General features: G+C 74.4%; 15 protein-coding genes. 10 read left to right on the top strand and 5 right to left on the bottom strand.

Features of this window, described 5'->3' with window-relative positions:
* Positions 1 to 56: 56 nt before the first annotated feature.
* The 3 genes from ACWGJO_RS07345 to ACWGJO_RS07355 all read left to right on the top strand — a co-directional run bounded on the left by ACWGJO_RS07345 (position 57) and on the right by ACWGJO_RS07355 (position 1,570).
* Positions 57 to 518 carry a CinA family protein gene (locus ACWGJO_RS07345; protein ID WP_359913911.1) on the top strand — a complete coding sequence of 154 codons (462 nt, stop codon included), beginning with the start codon at positions 57 to 59 and terminating at the stop codon, positions 516 to 518.
* Between the two features lie 319 nt (positions 519 to 837).
* Entirely contained in the window at positions 838 to 1,206 is a 369-nt protein-coding gene (locus ACWGJO_RS07350) for a helix-turn-helix domain-containing protein (protein WP_387694057.1), read from the top strand.
* Between the two features lie 55 nt (positions 1,207 to 1,261).
* The gene (locus ACWGJO_RS07355) at positions 1,262 to 1,570 is read left to right on the top strand and encodes a hypothetical protein (protein WP_452182570.1); all 309 of its coding nucleotides are present in this window, start codon (positions 1,262 to 1,264) and stop codon (positions 1,568 to 1,570) included.
* A gap of 24 nt (positions 1,571 to 1,594) precedes the next feature.
* On the opposite strand, the gene ACWGJO_RS07360 is transcribed toward ACWGJO_RS07355, so the two are convergent.
* Positions 1,595 to 6,304 (bottom strand): ATP-dependent helicase, encoded by a 4,710-nt coding sequence (locus ACWGJO_RS07360; protein ID WP_452182571.1) that lies wholly within the window; start codon positions 6,302 to 6,304, stop codon positions 1,595 to 1,597.
* Between the two features lie 210 nt (positions 6,305 to 6,514).
* Here ACWGJO_RS07360 and ACWGJO_RS07365 point away from each other — a divergent pair, with 210 nt between their 5' ends.
* The 7 genes from ACWGJO_RS07365 (at position 6,515) to rny (ending at position 14,214) form a co-directional block, all read left to right on the top strand.
* Positions 6,515 to 8,113 carry a S8 family serine peptidase gene (locus tag ACWGJO_RS07365; protein ID WP_452182572.1) on the top strand — a complete coding sequence of 533 codons (1,599 nt, stop codon included), beginning with the start codon at positions 6,515 to 6,517 and terminating at the stop codon, positions 8,111 to 8,113.
* 112 nt (positions 8,114 to 8,225) lie between these two features.
* Complete coding sequence (locus ACWGJO_RS07370) at positions 8,226 to 8,816, top strand: GNAT family N-acetyltransferase (RefSeq protein WP_452182573.1); 591 nt, start codon at positions 8,226 to 8,228, stop codon at positions 8,814 to 8,816.
* A complete protein-coding gene (locus tag ACWGJO_RS07375) occupies positions 8,813 to 9,007 on the top strand; it encodes a DUF3046 domain-containing protein (RefSeq protein WP_359907122.1) in 195 nt (64 codons plus the stop codon). The genes ACWGJO_RS07370 and ACWGJO_RS07375 overlap by 4 nt, the downstream gene beginning before the upstream one ends.
* Before the next feature lie 37 nt (positions 9,008 to 9,044).
* Positions 9,045 to 10,571 carry an AI-2E family transporter gene (locus tag ACWGJO_RS07380; RefSeq protein WP_452182574.1) on the top strand — a complete coding sequence of 509 codons (1,527 nt, stop codon included), beginning with the start codon at positions 9,045 to 9,047 and terminating at the stop codon, positions 10,569 to 10,571.
* The gene (recA, locus tag ACWGJO_RS07385; RefSeq protein ID WP_452182575.1) at positions 10,468 to 11,598 is read left to right on the top strand and encodes a recombinase RecA; all 1,131 of its coding nucleotides are present in this window, start codon (positions 10,468 to 10,470) and stop codon (positions 11,596 to 11,598) included. The genes ACWGJO_RS07380 and recA overlap by 104 nt, the downstream gene beginning before the upstream one ends.
* Positions 11,599 to 11,602: 4 nt before the next feature.
* The gene (locus tag ACWGJO_RS07390) at positions 11,603 to 12,610 is read left to right on the top strand and encodes a regulatory protein RecX (protein WP_452182576.1); all 1,008 of its coding nucleotides are present in this window, start codon (positions 11,603 to 11,605) and stop codon (positions 12,608 to 12,610) included.
* A 134-nt stretch (positions 12,611 to 12,744) separates the two neighbouring features.
* Positions 12,745 to 14,214: a ribonuclease Y gene (rny, locus tag ACWGJO_RS07395; protein ID WP_452182577.1), complete on the top strand. Its 1,470-nt coding sequence runs from the start codon at positions 12,745 to 12,747 to the stop codon at positions 14,212 to 14,214.
* A gap of 51 nt (positions 14,215 to 14,265) precedes the next feature.
* Here rny and ACWGJO_RS07400 read toward each other — a convergent pair whose 3' ends face one another.
* From ACWGJO_RS07400 to ACWGJO_RS07415, 4 genes are all read right to left on the bottom strand, one after another.
* Positions 14,266 to 15,993, bottom strand: coding sequence for an FAD-dependent monooxygenase (locus ACWGJO_RS07400; protein ID WP_452182578.1), 1,728 nt, complete (start codon positions 15,991 to 15,993; stop codon positions 14,266 to 14,268).
* Positions 15,994 to 16,115: 122 nt separating this feature from the next.
* Positions 16,116 to 16,964, bottom strand: a complete 849-nt coding sequence (locus ACWGJO_RS07405) for an amino acid ABC transporter permease (RefSeq protein WP_452182579.1) — start codon at positions 16,962 to 16,964, stop codon at positions 16,116 to 16,118.
* Positions 16,961 to 17,611, bottom strand: a complete 651-nt coding sequence (locus tag ACWGJO_RS07410) for an amino acid ABC transporter permease (protein WP_359907105.1) — start codon at positions 17,609 to 17,611, stop codon at positions 16,961 to 16,963. Before ACWGJO_RS07410 ends, ACWGJO_RS07405 begins: the two co-directional genes overlap by 4 nt.
* Before the next feature lie 52 nt (positions 17,612 to 17,663).
* Entirely contained in the window at positions 17,664 to 18,569 is a 906-nt protein-coding gene (locus ACWGJO_RS07415) for a glutamate ABC transporter substrate-binding protein (RefSeq protein WP_452182580.1), read from the bottom strand.
* Positions 18,570 to 18,662: the final 93 nt, after the last annotated feature.

Genomic DNA, 18,662 nt, shown 5'->3' on the forward strand with positions numbered 1-18,662 from the left:
ACCGGGTGTCGGAGCGGGACGTGGCGGAGCGGGACGTGGCGCAGCGGGACTACGAGCTGGCCGAGCGGGCGCACGCCGCGCTGCGGGCCGAGGGCGGCACGCTCGCGGTCGCCGAATCGCTGACCGGGGGTCTGCTGGCCGCCGCGCTGGTGGACGTCCCCGGGGCGTCCGCGACCTTCCGGGGCTCGGTCACCGCGTACGCGACCGAACTGAAGGCCTCGGTGCTCGGGGTGGACGAGGGCCTGCTGGACGTGTACGGGCCGGTCCATCCGGTGGTGGCCCGGCAGATGGCCGAGGGCGTGCGCGGATTGCTGGGGGCCACGTACGGGCTCGCGACGACCGGGGTGGCCGGGCCGGACCCGCAGGACGGGCGGCCGGTGGGCACGGTGCACCTGGCGGTCGCCGGCCCGGGGGGAACTCTGGTCAGTTCTCCCCTGCTGTCGGGGGGTCGTGCCACAATCCGTCACGGGGCGGTGACCGCGGCGCTGGAGCTGCTGGTCGGTCGGTTCGCGCGGTAGGGGCCCCGTCGGGCGGGGATCTCCACCGAACCGGGATCCGGCGATCCGGTGCGCGGGTATGGGACAGCTGGAGGATCGTGTTACATCCAACACCCTGGTTGGGCAGAAACCAGGTGGCGAACGAGTTGCGTGACGGTGGCGGGGCGGGTCGCGACGGGTACCACGAAGGGCCCGCGAACCCCGGTACGACACCGGAACGAGGAGGGGGACGGCCTTGCAGCCCAGAGTGAACACGACCAGGGTCCCCGCACGCGAAGCGGGCAAGGCGGTACGGTGGGGTCGTGACATCTCGATCCGCAGTCCGAGGAGGGAGGCACCGATGATCCTGCTTCGTCGCCTACTGGGCGATGTACTGCGTCGGCAGCGCCAGCGCCAGGGCCGCACACTCCGCGAGGTGTCGGCGGCCGCCAGGGTTTCGCTCGGATACCTCTCCGAGGTCGAGCGGGGACAGAAGGAGGCGTCCTCGGAGCTGCTCTCCGCCATCTGCGACGCACTCGATGTCCGGATGTCCGAGGTCATGCGCGAGGTCAGCGACGAACTGTCGCTCGCCGAACTTGCGGCGATGGCCACCCTCTCCGAAGGTGATCTGCTGAGGCCGGTACTCGAACCGGTTCCGCTGCCCGCCCCCGGCACCGACCGGGCGACCCTGTCGCCCAAGGCCGCCGCGATGGACGTGGTCGCCGCCTGATCCCGGCCTCGACTCCCGGGCGCCCCTGCCCGGGGCGAGCGAAGGGAGGGCGGTCGTGCGAACAGACGCGCAGACGCGCCCGATGGCCCGAATACGGGCCCGGGCGCGGCTGTCCACCCGGGTACGGCGTCCGGTGCGCGGGCTGCTGGCGCTCTCGGCGGCCGGGCTCGCCTGGTGGCTCCTGGTGGTCCGGGGGCAGTTGACCGACGGTGCGGTGCTGGGGTTGCTCGCGGCCGGCGGCTGGGGACTCGGTCTCATTCCGGTCCACGCCGACTGGAACGCGACCGGACCGGCCCGGCGTCCGCGCGCGGAGCCGGTGGCACCGGTGGAGCCGGTGGAGGTACAGCCGCCGCCGACCGGGTGATTCGACGGGGCCGGAACCGCGTGGTCAGGGGCGCAGACGCAGGCCGCGCGGGGTGGCGTGGAAGCCGGCCTCCTCCAGGGCCCGGCCGAGATCCGAGCCGAGGGCGGGCTCGCCGTTGGCCCGCTCGACCGTCACGCTGCCGAGCGCGCCCTCCCGGACGGCGGCCGCGAGCGCCCCGGCCGCCAGCGCCAGGGTGGCTCCGTCCTGCGGCCAGGCCAGCAGGGACTTGCCGCCGCGCTCGACGTACAGCGCCGGCTCGCCGTCCACCAGGACCATCAGGGCGCCCGCCTTGCGCCCCGGGCGGTGGGCGGTGGACTCCTTGCCGCCGGGGGCGGTGGGCGGCTCGGGCCAGGGCAGGGCGGCGCCGTACGCGTTGGCCGGGTCCGCGGCCGCCAGCACCAGCGTCTGCGGCGGCTCGCCCACCGGGGAGACCGGCCACTCGGCGGCCCGGGCCCGCTCCAGCCGGCCGTTCACCGAGCGCAGCCGGTCCGCCGCGCCCTCCATGGCGAACTGGGCGCCGCCCAGGCCCTCGACGAAGTAGCCCCGGCGGGCCCGGCCGCGCTCCTCCATCGCGGCGAGCACCCGGTAGACGCCGGCGAAGCCGCCGGGCACCCGTTCGGCCGCCACCGTGCCCCGGGTGAGCAGGCCGTGCCGGTCCAGCAGGCTCTGCGCCCGGGCGGTGGCCCGGACCGTCGGGTCGGCGGCGAAGGCGGGCAGCAGTGACCACCGGCCGGCCACCGTCGGCGGGCCGCTGCGCAGGGCGCCGCCGACCCGGCCGAAGGCGCGGCCGGCGCCGCCGTAGCGGCCGCGCGGGGTGGACCTCGGCGCGCGGTGGGCGGTGGCGCCCGCCGTCCGTCCGGAGCCGAGCAGGGCGCGCAGCGGGGCGAGGGTGTCGTTGGTGACGTGACCGGCCCAGACCAGGTCCCAGAGCGCCGCGACGATCTCCGCCTCGGCGGTCTCCTCCGGCAACTGCTGGACGAGCTGGCGGAAGAACAGGCCGTAGCCGCCGGCCAGTGCGGACATCAGGGCGCTGTGCACCGGGGTGAGCGCGGGCGGAACGGGCTCGGGGCGCAGCAGGTGGGCGTTCTCGGCGAGGTGCAGGCTGAGCCAGCCGTCCTTGCCGGGCAGCGCGCCGGCCCCGCACCAGCCGACCTCGCCGGCCGCCATCAGCTCGTCCAGCAGACCGGGGGAGTAGTCGGTGAGCCGGGCCGGGAGGATCAGCTTCTCCAGCGCGGAGGCGGGCAGGGCGGTGCCCTGGAGCTGCTCGACCACCCGCAGCAGGCCGTCCGGGCCGCGCAGCCGGTGGCCGGACAGGTGCTGCCATTGCGGCAGGAAGGCGGCCAGGGCGCGCGGCGGGACCGGCTCGACCTCCTGGCGCAGGGCCGCCAGCGAGCGGCGGCGCAGCCGGCGCAGCACCTCGGCGTCGCACCACTCGGGGGCGGTGTGGCTCTCGGAGGGCCTGAAGCGGCCCTGGACCAGACGGCCGGCGGCGGTCAGGCGGTGCAGGGTGCCGGCGACCACGGCGCCGCCCAGGCCGTAGCGAGCGGCGGCCTCCGCGGCGGCGAACGGGCCGTGGGTACGGGCGTGGCGGGCGATCAGATCGCCCAGCGGATCCTTGACCGGTTCGGTGAAGGCCTCCGGGACACCCACCGGCAGCGGCGTGCCCAGCGCGTCGCGCAGCCGTCCGGCGTCCTCGATCGCGGTCCAGCGCTGCTCGCCGGCGATCCGGACCTGGATCACCCGGCGGGCCGCCTCCAGCTCCAGGGCCCAGAGCGGATCGGCGCCGCGGAGCGTCAACTCGGCCTCGGTGAGCGGGCCGAGCAGGCGCAGGGCGTCGGCGACACCCTCGGCGTCCTTGATCCGGCGTTCGGGGGTGAGGCGCTGGAGCTCGGCCTCCAGCTCGGTGAGCACCTGCGGGTCGAGCAGTTCGCTCAGTTCGGCCTGGCCGAGGAGTTCGGACAGCAGCCGGGAGTCGAGCGAGAGGGCGGCGGCACGGCGCTCGGCGAGCGGGGTGTCGCCCTCGTAGAGGAACTGGGCGACGTAGCCGAACAGCAGCGAGCGGGCGAAGGGTGAGGGCTCCGGGGTGGTGACCTCGACCAGGCGGACGGCGCGGGACTCCAGATCGCCCATCAGCTCGACCAGGCCGGGGACGTCGAACACGTCCTGCAGGCACTCCCGGACGGCCTCCAGGACGATCGGGAACGAGCCGTACTCGGAGGCGACTTCGAGCAACTGGGCGGCGCGCTGGCGCTGCTGCCAGAGCGGGGTGCGGCGGCCGGGGCTGCGACGGGGGAGCAGCAGGGCGCGGCCGGCGCACTCCCGGAAGCGGGAGGCGAACAGGGCGGAGCCACCGACCTGGTCGGTGACCAGCTGTTCGATCTCGCCGGGGTCGAACAGGGCGGCGTCGGCGCCGACCGGTGCCTCGTCCGGGACCGCCTGCTCCGGGGGGCCGCCGAAGTCGAAGTCGGCGGCCAGCAGGTCGGCGTCGGGCAGGCGCAGCACGATGCCGTCGTCGGCGTGCATGACCTGCGGGTCCAGGCCGTGCTTCTCGCGCAGCCGGGCGCCGAGGGCGAGCGCCCAGGGGGCGTGCACCTGGGCGCCGAAGGGGGAGTGGATGACGATCCGCCAGTCGCCGAGCTCGTCCCGGAAGCGCTCGACCACGATGGTGCGGTCGTCCGGGAGGTGGCCGCAGGCGGCGCGCTGCTCGGCCAGGTAGTCCAGCAGGTTGGCGGCCGCCCAGTCGTCCAGGCCGGCCTGCTGGAGGCGCGCGGTGGCGGCCTCGGGCCGGAGGGCGCCCAGTTCGCGGGTGAAGGCGCCGAGGGCGCGGCCGAGTTCGAGCGGACGGCCGAGGGTGTCGCCCTTCCAGAACGGGAGCCGGCCGGGGACGCCGGGAGCCGGGGTGACCAGCACCTTGTCGTGGGTGATCTCCTCGATCCGCCAGGAGGTGGTGCCGAGGGTGAACACGTCGCCGACGCGGGACTCGTAGACCATCTCCTCGTCGAGCTCGCCCACCCGTCGCCCGCCACCGCCCTTCTTCCCCGTCTTCGAGTCGGACGCGGTGGTGCCGGCGATGAAGACGCCGAACAGGCCGCGGTCGGGGATGGTGCCGCCGGAGGTGACGGCCAGCCGCTGGGCGCCGGGGCGGCCGGTCACCGTGCCGGCCACCCGGTCCCACACCAGGCGGGGGCGCAGCTCGGCGAATGCGTCCGAGGGGTAGCGGCCGGCCAGCATGTCGAGCACGGCGTCGAACGCGGACTGCGGGAGGGTGGCGAAGGGGGCGGCGCGGCGGACCACGGCGAGCAGCTCGTCCACCGGCCAGGCGTCCAGGGCCGTCATCGCGACCAGCTGCTGGGCGAGCACGTCCAGCGGGTTGCGCGGGACGCGCAGCGACTCGATCCGGCCGGCCCGCATCCGCTCGGTGACCACGGCGGACTGCACGAGGTCCCCCCGGTACTTGGGGAAGAACACACCGGTGGAGACGGCGCCGACCTGGTGGCCGGCCCGGCCGACCCGTTGCAGGCCGGAGGCGACCGAGGGCGGGGACTCGACCTGGACGACCAGCTCGACGGCGCCCATGTCGATGCCCAGCTCCAGGCTGGAGGTGGCGACCACGGCGGGCAGCCGGCCGGCCTTCAACTCCTCCTCGACGAGCGACCGCTGCTCCTTGGAGACGGAGCCGTGGTGGGCCCGGGCGATCACCGGGGGCGCGCCCTTGGCCGCGCCCGAGCCGCCCATCAGCTCGGCCGGGGCGTGCGCCCCGGGGACGGCGGTGCCGGTGGCGCGCTCGTAGGCGATCTCGTTCAGCCGGTTGCACAGCCGCTCGGCCAGCCGGCGGGAGTTGGCGAAGACGATGGTCGAGCGGTGCGCCTCGACCAGGTCGACGATCCGCTCCTCGACGTGCGGCCAGATCGACGCCTGCCGCTGCGGGTCGGTGCCGGCAGCGCCGCCGGTGGCCGGGGCGGCGGGCAGGTCGTCCAGGTCGGGGACGGGGACGACCACCGAGAGGTCGAAGTCCTTTTCGGAGGCGGGCTGGACCACGGCGGCGCCCCGCCGGGGGCTCAGGAAGCGGGCCACCTCCTCGACCGGGCGGACCGTCGCGGACAGGCCGATCCGGCGGGCCGGGCGGTCCAGCAGCTCGTCCAGCCGCTCCAGGCTGAGTGCGAGGTGCGCGCCGCGCTTGGTGCCGGCGACCGCGTGCACCTCGTCCAGGATCACCGTGTCCACGCCGCGCAGGGCCTCCCGGGAGGCGGAGGTGAGTAGCAGGAACAGCGACTCGGGGGTGGTGATCAGGATGTCCGGCGGGTGGGTCGCGAAGCGGCGGCGGTCGGCGGCCGGGGTGTCGCCGGAGCGGATGGCGACCTGGACCTCCGGTTCGGGCAGGCCGAGCCGCACCGCGGCCTGGCGCAGGCCGGCCAGCGGGGCGCGCAGGTTCCGTTCGACGTCCACCGCGAGCGCCTTGAGCGGCGAGACGTAGAGGACCCGGCAGCGGCGCCTGGGCTCGGCGGGGGGCGGGGTGGTGCTGAGGCGGTCGAGGGCGGAGAGGAAGGCGGCCAGCGTCTTGCCGGAGCCGGTGGGGGCGACCACCAGGACGTCCGTCTCCCGCTGGATGGCCCGCCAGGCCTCGGCCTGGGCGGCGGTGGGGGCGGAGAAGGCGCCGGTGAACCAGGCCCGGGTGGCCGGGGCGAAACCGGCCAGGGGGTCGTCGGCGGGCGGGGTCGGGTGCTGGGGCGCCATGCCCCCATGGTGCCGGGTGGGACCGACAAGTGGGGGTGGGCCGGGACGGGGGTCCGGGAGGGGACGGGCTTGAGGTGCGGGGAGGGCGGGCGGAAGGCGCGGGGGGAGGGGTGCAAGCCGGGGAGCAGAAACAACAATCCGCTCATATGGTGAGGAATCGGATGCTTGATCCAGCCGTGACCCACCGGACCGACGAGCGGAGACCGTGCGATGGCGCAGGTGCACCCGTCGGGCAGGACCGTCCGGCGCCGCCGGGTCGGCGGGCCCGTCAGGGCGCTGCTCGCGATGCTGCTCACGGCGCTCGTGGTGGGTGGCGCCGTCCCGTACGTGTCCGGATCGGGGCGGGCGTACCTCAGCTACCTGGTGCTGGCCGAGGGCGAGGACGCCGCCGGCGCGGCCCGGGCCGGTGCGGAGAGCCGGGCCGCGGGCGGGCAGGTGGTCCAGGAGTACCCGCAGATCGGGGCCGCGCTGGTGTACGCGACCGGCCCGTTCGCCGACCGGGTGCGGGCCCGGCCCGGGATCGCCGCCGTCGGCGCGACCAGGACCGCGCCGGTGGTCGCGCCGCCGCGGGCGGTGGCGGGGGCGGGCGACTTCTCGGCGGGCACTGGCGCGGGGCCGGTGGCCGGGACGCGGCGGAGCGGGGACGTCCTTCCGCGCGGTGGTGACCGGGCGGACTCGGGGACCGTGACGGTGCCCGATCCGGGGGAGGCGGGCGCCTGGAACCTCGCCATGGTCGGGAGCGCCGGCGTCCGGGCGGGCGATGCCTCGGCGGTGTCCGGTGGCGCGCCGCCGGCCGCAGGCGCGGGGCGGGGCGGGGGCGTGGTGCCGGCCGGGGGTGCGGTGCCGGGCGCCGACGTGCTGCACAAGGTGCTGGTCGCCGTGCTGGACTCCGGCGTCGACGACACCCACCCGGACCTGCGCGCCGCCGTCGACCCCAAGGCCTCCGCCTCCTGCGCGGACGGCCGGCCCGACGCCCGGACCGGCGCCTGGCGGCCGGACCCCGGGGTGGTCGAGAGCGGCCACGGCACGCACGTCGCCGGGATCGTGGGCGCCACCCGGGACGGCCACGGCGTCACCGGGGTCGCGCCGGGCGTACGGATCGCCGCCGTCCGGCTGCTCGGGCCGCTCGGGCAGTACTACGCCGAGAACGTCGTCTGCGGCATGCTCTGGGCCGCCGACCACGGGGCCAGGGCGATCAACAACAGCTACTTCGCCGACCCGTGGAAGTACAACTGCCCCGAGGACCGGGACCAGGCCGCACTGACCGCGGCCGTCGGGCGGGCCGTCGGGTACGCCCGGCGGAAGGGGGCGGTGGTGGTCGCCTCGGCGGGCAACGACGGGCAGGACCTCGGCGCCGGGCGGACCGACGACCGGAGCCCCAACGACCGGGTCTCGGGGCCGGCGCCCGTCCGCCACCTGGGCACCGAGTGCGTGCGGCTGCCCGGCGAGCTGCCCGGGGTGGTCACCGTCACCGCGGTCAACCGGGACGGGCACCCGGCGGGCTACTCCAACTACGGCCGCGGACGGGTCTCGCTGGCCGCGCCGGGGGGCGACCCGGACGGCGGGCCGCAGGGCGCGATCGTCTCCGACTGGCCGGACGGGCGGTACGCCGCGCTGGCGGGGACCTCGATGGCGGCCGCGCACGTGACCGGGGCGGTGGCGGTGGTGGCGGCCCTGCGTCCGGACCTGGGGGCGGACGGGTTGGCGGGGGTGCTGGCGGGGGCGGCGGCGCCGGGGTGTCCTGCGGGGGTGTTCGGCTGCGGGGAGCGGCAGTACTTCGGTGCGGGGCTGCTGGCGCTGCCCCGGTGACGGGGGCGCGGTTTCCGCTGCGGGCGCGCGGGCTGCGCCCCGCGCGCCCATCGGGTGGTGGGGCGGGGAAAAGCAGGTGACGGGGCGGCGGGACGGGGGTGAGGATCGGGGCATGGGTGAATCGGACGCGGCGGTGTTCCTGACGACCGAGCGGCTGGTGCTGCGGCGCTTCACGGCGGCGGACGCGGACCGGCTCGTGGAGTTGGACGGGGACCCCGCGGTGATGCGCTTCCTCACCGGGGGGAGGCCGAGCCCGCGGGAGTGGGTCGAGGGGGAGTTGTTGCCGCAGTACCTGGAGCACTACCGGCGGTACGGCGACCTCGGCTGGTGGGCTGCCGAGGAGCGGGCGGGCGGGGCGTTCCTGGGGTGGTTCGAGTTCCGGCCGACGCGGGAGGGGGAGCGCGGGGAGGTCGAGCTCGGGTACCGCCTGCGGCGGGCCGCGTGGGGGCGCGGGTACGCGACGGAGGGAGCGCGGGCGCTGGTCCGGCGCGGGTTCGCGGAGCTGGGGGTGGAGCGGGTGGTGGCGTACACCATGACGGTGAACGCGGGCGCGCGGCGGGTGATGGAGAAGAGCGGGCTCTCGTACGTCCGTACGTTCCGCGAGGACTGCCCGGAGACGATCCCGGGCAGTGATCACGGTGAGGTCGAGTACGCGCTGACGGCCGGGGACTGGCGGGCGCGGTCCGGGATACTCGAGGCATGAGGCTGACGGATTTCTGGCGACGGATGTACGCGCACTTCGGGGAGTCGTACGCGGAGTCGTTCGCGACCGACCATGTGATGAGCGAGCTGGGCGGGCGGACGGTGCGCCAGGCGCTGGAGTCGGGCTGGGAGGCCAAGGACGTCTGGCGCGTGGTCTGCGACACCCAGGGCGTCTCCGGCGTGCTGCGCTGAGTGCCGGCCTCCGGGCGGCATGGGACAGACTGTTCGGGTGACAAATAGCGCAGAGCAGAAGAATTCGGACCGGAGTGCCGAGGGCGCTCCGGTGGGCGGGGGGCTCTGGGGCGGCGGGATGCCGCGCTGGCTGCCGCGGGCGATGGTGCTGTTCCTGGTGCTGGTGGGGGTGTTCCAGCTCGCCGACTGGGCGTTCCGGCAGCTGATCGACCTGTTCGTGATGCTGCTGGTGTCGTTCTTCCTGTCGCTGGCGCTGGAGCCGGCCGTGGACCGGATGGCGGCGCGCGGGGTGCGCCGGGGGGTGGGGACCTTCCTGGTCTTCGTGGCGGTCGGGGCCGCGGTGGTGGGCTTCCTCGCCGCGCTCGGCACGCTGCTGGTCGACCAGGTGGCGAAGATCGCGGGGGACCTTCCGCACCTGGTCGACAATCTGATCGGCTGGATCAACCAGACCTTCCACCAGGACCTCTCGCTGGGCGAGTTGCAGAATCGGTTGCTCAAGGACTCCGGCACCATCGAGAACTACGTCCAGCAGGCCGCCGACAATGTCTGGGGCGTCTCGTCCACCGTGATCGGCGGGCTCTTCCAGGCCTTCACGGTCGGGCTGTTCACCTTCTACTTCACCGCCGAGGGCCCGCGGGTGCGCCGGACGGTCTGTTCGATGCTGCCGCCCGCCAAGCAGGGCGAGGTGCTGCGGGCCTGGGAGATCGCGCTCGCCAAGACCGGCGGCTACCTGTACTCCCGGGCGCTGCTCGCGGTGGTGTCGGCCGCCGGGCACTGGGTGATGTTCGAGCTGCTGGACCTGCCGTACGCGGCCGCGCTGGCGGTCTGGGCCGGCGTCATGTCGCAGTTCGTGCCGACCCTCGGGACGTACCTGGCCGGGACGCTGCCGGTGCTGGTGGCGCTGACGGTGGAGCCGGTGGACGCGCTCTGGGTGCTGGTCTTCGTGGTGGTCTACCAGCAGGTCGAGAACTACCTGCTGCAGCCGCGGATCACCGCGCGGACGGTGGACGTGCACCCGGCGGTGGCCTTCGGCTCGGTGATCGCGGGCGCGGCGCTGCTCGGCGCGGTCGGCGCGGTGATCGCGATCCCGGCGGCGGCCACGCTCCAGGGCTTCGTGGGGACGTACGTGCGGCGGTACGAGGTGGCCACCGATCCGCGGATCGACCGGGGCGAGCAGCGGCGGGCGCGGCGGGCGCGGCGCGGGGTGGGGCCCCGGGGGGTGGGCGGTTTGGTGGGCGGGGAGGGGACGCGGCGGGGGGAGTGCCCGGGGGCGCCGCCCCGGGGGGTGCCCCGGGGGGCGCCACGGCCCGGACGTGCGACGCTTGAATCGAACAGATGTTCTTTGTACTCTCCGGCGAGGAGTTTTCCACAGGCCGAGCCCGATCGAGCCCGTTTGTCAGTGGGACGCGCTAGCGTCGAGGACGATGAAGCGCACAGCACAGAACCCGAGGGAAAAAGCCATGGCAGGTACGGACCGCGAGAAGGCCCTGGAGACCGCTCTCGCCCAGATCGAGCGGCAGTTCGGCAAGGGCTCGGTGATGCGCCTCGGCGAGAAGGCCAATGAGCCGGTCGAGGTGATCTCCACCGGGTCCACCGCCCTGGACGTCGCCCTCGGGGTCGGCGGCATCCCGCGCGGCCGGGTGGTCGAGATCTACGGCCCCGAGTCCTCCGGCAAGACCACCCTGACCCTGCACCTGGCCGCCAACGCCCAGAAGGCCGGCGGCACGGTCGCGTTCGTCGACGCGGAGCACGCGCTCGACCCGGAGTACGCCAAGAAGCTCGGCGTGGACACCGACGCCCTGCTGGTCAGCCAGCCGGACACCGGTGAGCAGGCGCTGGAGATCACCGACATGCTGATCCGCTCCGGCGCGATCGACCTGGTGATCATCGACTCGGTCGCGGCGCTCGTGCCGCGCGCCGAGATCGAGGGCGAGATGGGCGACTCGCACGTCGGTCTGCAGGCCCGACTGATGAGCCAGGCGCTGCGCAAGATCGCCGGTGCGCTGAACCAGTCGAACACCACCGCGATCTTCATCAACCAGCTGCGCGAGAAGATCGGCGTGATGTTCGGTTCGCCGGAGACCACGACGGGTGGCCGGGCGCTGAAGTTCTACGCCTCGGTCCGCCTCGACATCCGCCGGATCGAGACCCTGAAGGACGGCACCGAGGCGGTCGGCAACCGCACCCGTGTCAAGGTGGTCAAGAACAAGGTCGCCGCGCCGTTCAAGCAGGCCGAGTTCGACATCCTCTACGGCGTGGGCATCAGCCGCGAGGGCGGCCTGATCGACATGGGCGTGGAGCACGGCTTCATCCGCAAGTCGGGCGCCTGGTACACCTACGAGGGCGACCAGCTCGGCCAGGGCAAGGAGAACGCCCGGAACTTCCTGCGGGACAACCCGCAGCTCGCCGACGAGATCGAGCGGAAGATCAAGGGCAAGCTCGGCATCGGCCCGAAGGTGGAGGAGCCGGCCGAGGGTGGGGCCGACGCCGCTGCCGCTGCCGCTCCCGCCGCCGACGGCGCCGCCAAGCCGATCACCGCGACCGCCACCAAGACGGCCGCGGCGAAGAAGACGGCGGCGGCCAAGGCCTGATCCGTTGACGCAGTACGACACGGTGGGCGGCGGCCCGGCGGGCCCGGAGGACGACGACTACGGCCCGCCGGACTGGTTCGCCGCGGTCGCGGAGGAACCGGAGCCGGCGGCCGAGAGGCCCGGGCGGCGGCCCTCCAGGCGCGACCGCCGCTCCACCACGCAGTGGGCATCCGGCCCCGAGCCGGAGTTCGACCTGGCTCCGGACCGGGCGGTGCGCGGCGCGGCGCCCGGGCCGGAGCCGGCGGAAGCATCGGTCGAGGCGCTCGGCCTGGTCTCCGCCTCCGAGCTGCCCACCGGCCGCCGACGGCGGCGCTCGGCCCTGGAGGCCGAGGAACTCGAAGCGGCGGGGCCCGCTTCGGCACCGGCGGCCGTGGAGAGCGGCCGGGGCGGAGGCGAGGCGGCCGGTCACGGGGGTGCGGCCGCCTCGGCCTCCCGTCGCGGCACCCGTCGGGGCCGTTCCGCGGCCGGGCCGTCCGGGGAGGAGGGCACCGGCCGCGCCTCCCGGAAGCAGGCCGAGGAGTCGGTCGATCCGGAGACCCGCGCGCGGGACATCTGCCTGCGGCTGCTGACCGGCGCCGCCAAGACCCGCAAGCAGCTCGCCGACGCCCTGCGCAAGCGGGAGATCCCGGACGAGGTCGCCGACGAGGTGCTCATCCGGCTCGAAGAGGTCGGGCTGATCGACGACGCGGCCTTCGCCGCGGCCTGGGTGGAGTCCCGGCACGCCGTCCGGGGCCTGTCCCGGCGGGCGCTGACCCAGGAGCTGCGCACCAAGGGTGTCGCCGCCGACCTGGTCGAGCAGGCCGTCGCCCAGGTCGACCACGACGACGAGACGGACGCGGCCCGGGCGCTGGTGGAGCGCAGGCTGCGTTCCACCCGAGGGCTGGACGCACAGGTGCGCACCCGGCGGCTGGTCGGGATGCTGGCCCGGCGCGGCTACTCCGAGGGACTGGCGTTCCGGGTGGTGCGCAGAGCGCTGGAGGAGGAGCGGAGTGAACTGTCGGGTCGGGAGTAGTGGCAGTTCTGTAGGCGTCCTGGAGTGAACCAGGTCAACCCTTGACCCTTTCATGACCCCCACCTAGCCTCGCCATCAGTTCCCGGGGCGCCTCCGTACGGCGGCCCGCGCGGCGACGGGGGAGTGGGCGGCACATGGGGATCTCGGCGGGCACCGGCCCGGGCGGCTCGCTGGTGGCGGTCGCCGGATCGGCCGCGTTCCTGCTGCTGGTGTTCGCGGTGGCCGCCGGGCTGGTGGTCAGGCGGCTCCGGGCGGCCCGGCACAGCGCGCTGGCCGAGGCCGAGCAGGCCCGTCGGCGGGCCGAGGAGCAGAGCGCCGGGCAGCGGGCCGAACTCGCCCGGCGCGAGCAGGACATGGCCGAGGAGCTGCGCAGGCTGCGCCGCCGCGAGGACGAACTGGCGGAGCGCTCGACCGAGTTGGAGCGGTCCCGGAGCGAGTCCGAGGCGCTGGTCGCCCGCCGGGTGGCGGCGCTGGAGCGGGCCGCCGGGCTCTCCGCCGAGCAGGCCCGTGCCGAACTCCTGCGGGAGGCCGAGGAGTCGGTCCGGCGGGAGGCCGCGGTCACCGTCCGGGAGATCGAGCGCGAGGCCAAGGAGGAGGGCGAGCGCCGGGCCCGGGACATCGTCGCCGGGGCGATCCAGCGGCTGGCGACGGAGCAGACGATGGAGAGCGCCGTCACCGTCCTGCCGCTGCCGAACGAGGACATCAAGGGCCGGATCATCGGTCGGGAGGGCCGCAACATCCGGGCCTTCGAGGCGGTCACCGGCGTGAACCTGATCGTCGACGACACCCCCGAGTCGGTGCAGCTGTCCTGCTTCGACCCGGTCCGCCGGGAGACCGCCCGGCTCACCCTGGAGCAGCTGGTCGAGGACGGCCGGATCCACCCGACCCGGATCGAGCACCTGCACGAGCGCAGCCGCGAGGAGGTCGGGCAGCGCTGCGTCCGGGCCGGCGAGGACGCCCTGCTGGACGCCCGGGTCGGCGCGATGCACCCCGAACTCGTCCGCACCCTGGGTTCGTTGCGCTACCGGGCGTCGTACGGGCAGAACGTGCTCGGGCACCTGCTGGAGTCCGCGCACCTGGCCGGGATGATGGCCGCCGAGCTCGGAGTGGACCCGGAGCCGGTGCGGCGCGCGGCGCTGCTGCACGACATCGGCAAGGCGCTCACCCATGAGTCGGAGGGCAGCCACGCGGCGGTGGGCGCGGAGCTCGCCCGGCGGTACGGCGAGTCCCCCGAGGTGGTGCACGCGATCGCCGCCCACCACAACGAGGTCGATCCCCGGACGGTGACGGCCGTGCTGACCCAGGCCGCGGACGGCTGCTCGGGCGGCCGGCCGGGCGCGCGCAAGGAGTCGCTGGAGCTGTACGTGCGGCGGCTGGCGCGGCTGGAGGAGATCGCGCGCTCGCACCAGGGCGTGGCCGAGGTGTACGCGATGCAGGCCGGCCGGGAGGTCCGGGTGATGGTCCGCCCGGACGCGGTGGACGACCTGGGCGCGGAGCTGATCGCCCGTGAGGTCGCCCGCCAGTTCTCCACCGAGCTGACCTACCCGGGCCGGATCCGGGTGACGGTGGTCCGCGAGAGCCGGGCCACGGCGGTGGCCGGCTAGGACGCCCCTGCCAGACCTGCCAGACCTGCCGGGCCGTCCCGCCAGGACCCGTCAGGACACGCCCTGGCTCGGGGAGTCCACCTCACGGGGCGCGGGCTGCTCGGCCGGGTCGGGGGTCGGGGTGAGTGTGGCCGGGCCGCCGCGGGCGCGGTCGGCGAGGGCGAGGAGGTCCTCGGCGACGGCACCCTGGGTGACGCCGACGAGGTGGCCGTCCGGGCGGATCAGCAGAACGGTGTGCGGGCCGGCGCCCGGGTAGTCCTCGGTGACCAGCACCTCGGCGGGGACGGGCAGGGCGGCGGCGACCTCGGCGAGGCGGGGCATCAGGCCGGCGCCGAGCCAGTGCTCGGAGGACCAGACGGCGGTGCCGGGGGCGACCAGCAGCAGGAGGAAGGTGGTGCCGAGTCGGGCGTGCAGGTGGTCGGGGGTGCCGTCGTCGGCGAGCACCGGCAGGTCCGGGACGAGCACCCCGGGGGCGGTGGCGGGCAGCAGCTCGCTGAGCGAGGTGGTGCCGCGCGCGCCGCGCTGCACCGGGACCCGGCCGGGGACGCCGGAGGGCGCCGCCGGGTAGGCGGGCGCGCCGCCGAACCGGCCGGTGCCGAGCTGGCCGTCGGCGAGCAGCGGGGCGTGCTTGCGGAAGCCGCCGACCAGCAGCGAGCGCCGGGTCTGCTGCCAGCCGCGCAGCGGGCGCAGCAGCGGCATGGACTGGTCGACCGCGCGCAGCCGGGCGCCGACCGCCCCGCGCCGCTCGGCCTCGTAGCCGTCCAGCAGCGATCCGCCGGGCTGCGGGCCGCCGGAGTGGAGGTGCCAGGCGAGGGCCAGCCGCCAGGCGAGGTTGTCGGCGTCGCGCAGCCCGTCCGGGAGGTTCTGCATGCCGAGGGCGCCGTGCAGGTGGGCGGCGTCGCCGGCCAGGAAGCAGCGGCCGATCCGGAAGCGGGCGGCGAGCCGCTGCTGGGCGGTGTGGTCGGCGGCGGCCAGCAGTTCGAAGCGGGGCAGCTCGCCGCACCAGCCGGTGAGGGTGGAGGTGACCCGGGTGAGCAGGGTGTCGCCGGTGACGATGCCGGGCCAGGTGGCGTGCGGGTCGACCGTCTCGGTGGCGGCGGGCCGGCCGGGGGGCAGTCGCCAGTCGAGCCGCCAGACGCCGTCCGGCAGCGGACGGGCGGAGGCCTCGCGGTCGCCCCGCCACGGGGGCTCGCGGTGCAGTCGGGCGCCGTCGAAGGGCAGGTCGACCCGGACGGTGGCGATGGCGTTGCGGTCGACCGCCGGGCGGCCGGGGAAACGGATCTTCAGGAGCTTGCGGACGGTGGATCTGGCGCCGTCGCAGCCGACCAGGTGGCTGCCGCGCCACCAGGTGGTGGAGCCGTCCTGGGTGCCCATGGTGCGGATGCTGACGCCGTCCCGGTCCTGTTCGAGTTCGACGACCCGGTTGAGCGGGACCAGCCTGATCAGCGGGGTGCCGGTGAGGGCGTCGCGCAGCCCGCGCTGGAGGCGGTGCTGGGGCAGGTGGTAGGTGGGCGAATCGGTGAGGTCGATCCGCAGCACCTCCTGGCGGCGGCGCCAGACGGCGAAGGAGTCCCACAGCGCGGAGTCCGAGGCGGCCCGCGGGTAGCCGATCCGGGTCAGGAAGGCGGCGGTGTCGGCGCCGAGCACGAGGCTGCGCGGACCTTCGGGGCAGAGCCCGGAGCCCTCGTCCAGGACGATGGTGGGTACCTCGTGCCGGGCCAGGGCGAGGGCCAGGGCCAGACCGACCGGTCCGGCCCCGACCACGATCACCGGGTCCATGAGGGAACCTCCGGGCGCGAACCGGCCGATCGGCCGGCGTCAGTTACCGCTGCCGCATATGCCGCGTGGATGCTCCCGGGAGGTGTCACGAAGAGCAATGCAACAGTTCACCTGCGTGTCCGTCAAGCAGAACCTGAAGTGCGCCGGTTCGCGCCGCGACGGCCACGTGCTTCGATCCAGCGTGCGAGCGCGGTCAACAGAAGGCACATCACGATGTAGATCGGGCCGATCACGAGCACCACGGGGATGTAGGGGAAGCCCGCGGCGTTGATCGGCTGGCTGGCGATCGCCTTACCGACGAACAGCAGCTCGTGGTACGTGATGATGAAGCCGAGCGAGGTGTCCTTGAGGGTGACGACCAGCTGGCCGATCATCGTGGGCAGCATCGAGCGGACGGCCTGCGGCACCAGGATCGACGTCATCACCTGGGTCTTGCGCATGCCGAGCCCGTACGCCGCCTCGCCCTGGCCGCGCGGGACGGCGTTGACGCCGCTGCGGATGATCTCGGCCTGGACCGCCCCGTTGTAGAGGGTGAGACCGAGCACCAGCGCCCACATCGGCTGCTGGGCGAAGAAGGCGTAGTAGAGCCCGACGATCAGGATCAGCAGCGGCATCGCCCGGAAGAACTGGGTGAAGGCCGTACAGAACCAGCGGACCGGCCGGTGGTCGGAGAGCTGACCGGCCGCCAGCAGCGCGCCCAGGGTGAGCGAGAACAGCGCGGCCAGGCCGAAGGCCTCCAGGGTGGACAGCAGGCCGTCCACGATCCGCTGCTGGACGAAGGTGTACTGGAAGGCGTCCCAGAGGCCGGCGTCGAACTGGCCGTTGTCGTTCAGCGCGTTGAAGACGTACCAGAGGAGACCGGCGATGCCGAGCACCGAGAGGACGCCGAACATGCGGTACCGGGTGCGGGCCTTCGGGCCGGGGGTGTCGTAGAGGACACTCGCCGACGCCTGACGGTTCAGAACACTCATCGGGCCACCGCCAGTCGGGATTCCAGGAAGCGGAAGAACGTGGCGACCGTGGCGCTGATCAGCAGGTAGGCGCAGGCCACCCAGAAGAAGATGGCGAAGATCGAGTAGCCGCGCTCGGAGAAGGTCTGCTGGGCGCTGTACAGCTCGGGGACGCTGAACGCGCCGGCGATCGCCGAGTTCCTGGGCAGGGCGATGAACACGCTGCTCATCGGACCCAGGACGGTCCGGGCGGCCTGCGGCAGGACGACCAGGGTGAGGGTCTGGCCGAAGGTCATGCCCAGGCTGCGGGCGGCCTCCGCCTGGCCCAGCGGCACGGTGTTGATGCCGGAGCGGATGACCTCGCAGACGAACGAGGCGGTGTACCCGCCGAGCGCCAGCACCGCGAACGCCAGGTGGCTGAAGTGCACGCCCAGCGGCGGCAGGCCGAAGGTGACGGCGAAGAACAGCAGGGTCAGCGGGGTGTTGCGGAAGAGCGTCACCCAGGCGGTGCCGAAGGCGCGCAGGACCGGCACCGGGGAGACCCGGAAGGCCGCCAGCAGGGTGCCCAGCAGCAGGGCGAGAAGAGCGCTGAGCGCGCTCACCTCGATCGTCTGTAGGAAGCCGTCGCGGAACAACGCGAAGTTGTCGTCCTCGAACAGGAACCCCATCCGGCGGCCCTCCTCTCAGTTCATGGTCGGGAGTCGACGTACGGCGGGCGGATCAGTAGCGCTCGAGGGCCGGGACGTCCGGCGCCGGGGAGCCGGAGGCGCCCAGGGTCGCGTCGTAGGCCTTCTTCCAGTCGCCGTTGTCCTCGTGGGCCTTGAGGGCGTCGCTGATCGCGTCGCGCAGCGCCTTGTCGTCCTTGTTGAGGCCGACGCCGTAGTTCTCCTTGGTGAACGGCTTGCCGACCACCTTGAGCTTGGGGCTGTACTTGGAGGCGTAGCCCTTGAGGATCGCGTCGTCGGTGGTGACCGCGTCGACCTCGCCGGACATCAGCTTCTCGACGCAGGCCGAGTAGGTGTCGAACTGGGTGACCTTCGGGTTGTACTGCTGGATGTTCTTGATCGAGGTCGAGCCGGTGGCGGTGCAGACGTTCTTGCCGCCGGTGCTCTCCGGGCCGGTGATCGTGGTGTTGTCGGCCTTCACCAGCAGGTCCTGGCCGGCGATGTAGTACGGGCCGGCGAAGGAGACGCTCTTCTTGCGCTCGTCGTTGATGCTGTAGGTGCCGACGTAGAAGTCGATCTGGCCCTTGGCGATGGCCGGCTCGCGCTGCGAGGAGACCAGGGTCTGCCACTTGATCTGCTGCGGGGTGAAGCCGAGGTCGGCGGCGATCATCTTGGCGATCTCGATGTCGAAGCCGCTGCGGTCGCCGCTGGCGACGTCCTCCCAGCCGAGGTTCGGCTGGTCGGCCTTGGCGCCGATGATCAGCTGGCCGCGCTTCTTGGCCTCGGCGAGGACCGCGGAGTCCACCTTGACGTCGGTCTTGACCGTGTAGCTCGGCAGCTTCGGGGCGCCGGCGCCGCTGCTCGCGGCGGTGGCGCCGGGGGTGCCGTCCTTGCCGCAGGCGGCGGTGGCGGTGAGCGCGACGGCACAGAGCGCGACGGCGAGGGTGCGGGACGTCCTCATGAGGGTTCTCCTGGGGCTGGGCCGCGGTGTCAACCGGGCTCTGGCGTCTGGAAGGCGTGCACGGGCGGGGCGGGCCGGCACTGCGGCCGGGGG

Source organism: Kitasatospora sp. NPDC054795 (assembly GCF_053611565.1).

Bases quoted from the DNA above. Each gene is read 5' to 3' on its own strand.
- recA (WP_452182575.1), top strand. From the start codon at position 10,468: ATGGCAGGTACGGACCGCGAGAAGGCCCTGGAGACCGCTCTCGCCCAG.
- ACWGJO_RS07370 (WP_452182573.1), top strand. From the start codon at position 8,226: ATGGGTGAATCGGACGCGGCGGTGTTCCTGACGACCGAGCGGCTGGTG.
- ACWGJO_RS07405 (WP_452182579.1), bottom strand. From the start codon at position 16,964: ATGAGTGTTCTGAACCGTCAGGCGTCGGCGAGTGTCCTCTACGACACC.
- ACWGJO_RS07375 (WP_359907122.1), top strand. From the start codon at position 8,813: ATGAGGCTGACGGATTTCTGGCGACGGATGTACGCGCACTTCGGGGAG.
- ACWGJO_RS07415 (WP_452182580.1), bottom strand. From the start codon at position 18,569: ATGAGGACGTCCCGCACCCTCGCCGTCGCGCTCTGTGCCGTCGCGCTC.
- ACWGJO_RS07365 (WP_452182572.1), top strand. From the start codon at position 6,515: ATGGCGCAGGTGCACCCGTCGGGCAGGACCGTCCGGCGCCGCCGGGTC.
- ACWGJO_RS07350 (WP_387694057.1), top strand. From the start codon at position 838: ATGATCCTGCTTCGTCGCCTACTGGGCGATGTACTGCGTCGGCAGCGC.
- rny (WP_452182577.1), top strand. From the start codon at position 12,745: ATGGGGATCTCGGCGGGCACCGGCCCGGGCGGCTCGCTGGTGGCGGTC.
- ACWGJO_RS07360 (WP_452182571.1), bottom strand. From the start codon at position 6,304: ATGGCGCCCCAGCACCCGACCCCGCCCGCCGACGACCCCCTGGCCGGT.
- ACWGJO_RS07410 (WP_359907105.1), bottom strand. From the start codon at position 17,611: ATGGGGTTCCTGTTCGAGGACGACAACTTCGCGTTGTTCCGCGACGGC.
- ACWGJO_RS07400 (WP_452182578.1), bottom strand. From the start codon at position 15,993: ATGGACCCGGTGATCGTGGTCGGGGCCGGACCGGTCGGTCTGGCCCTG.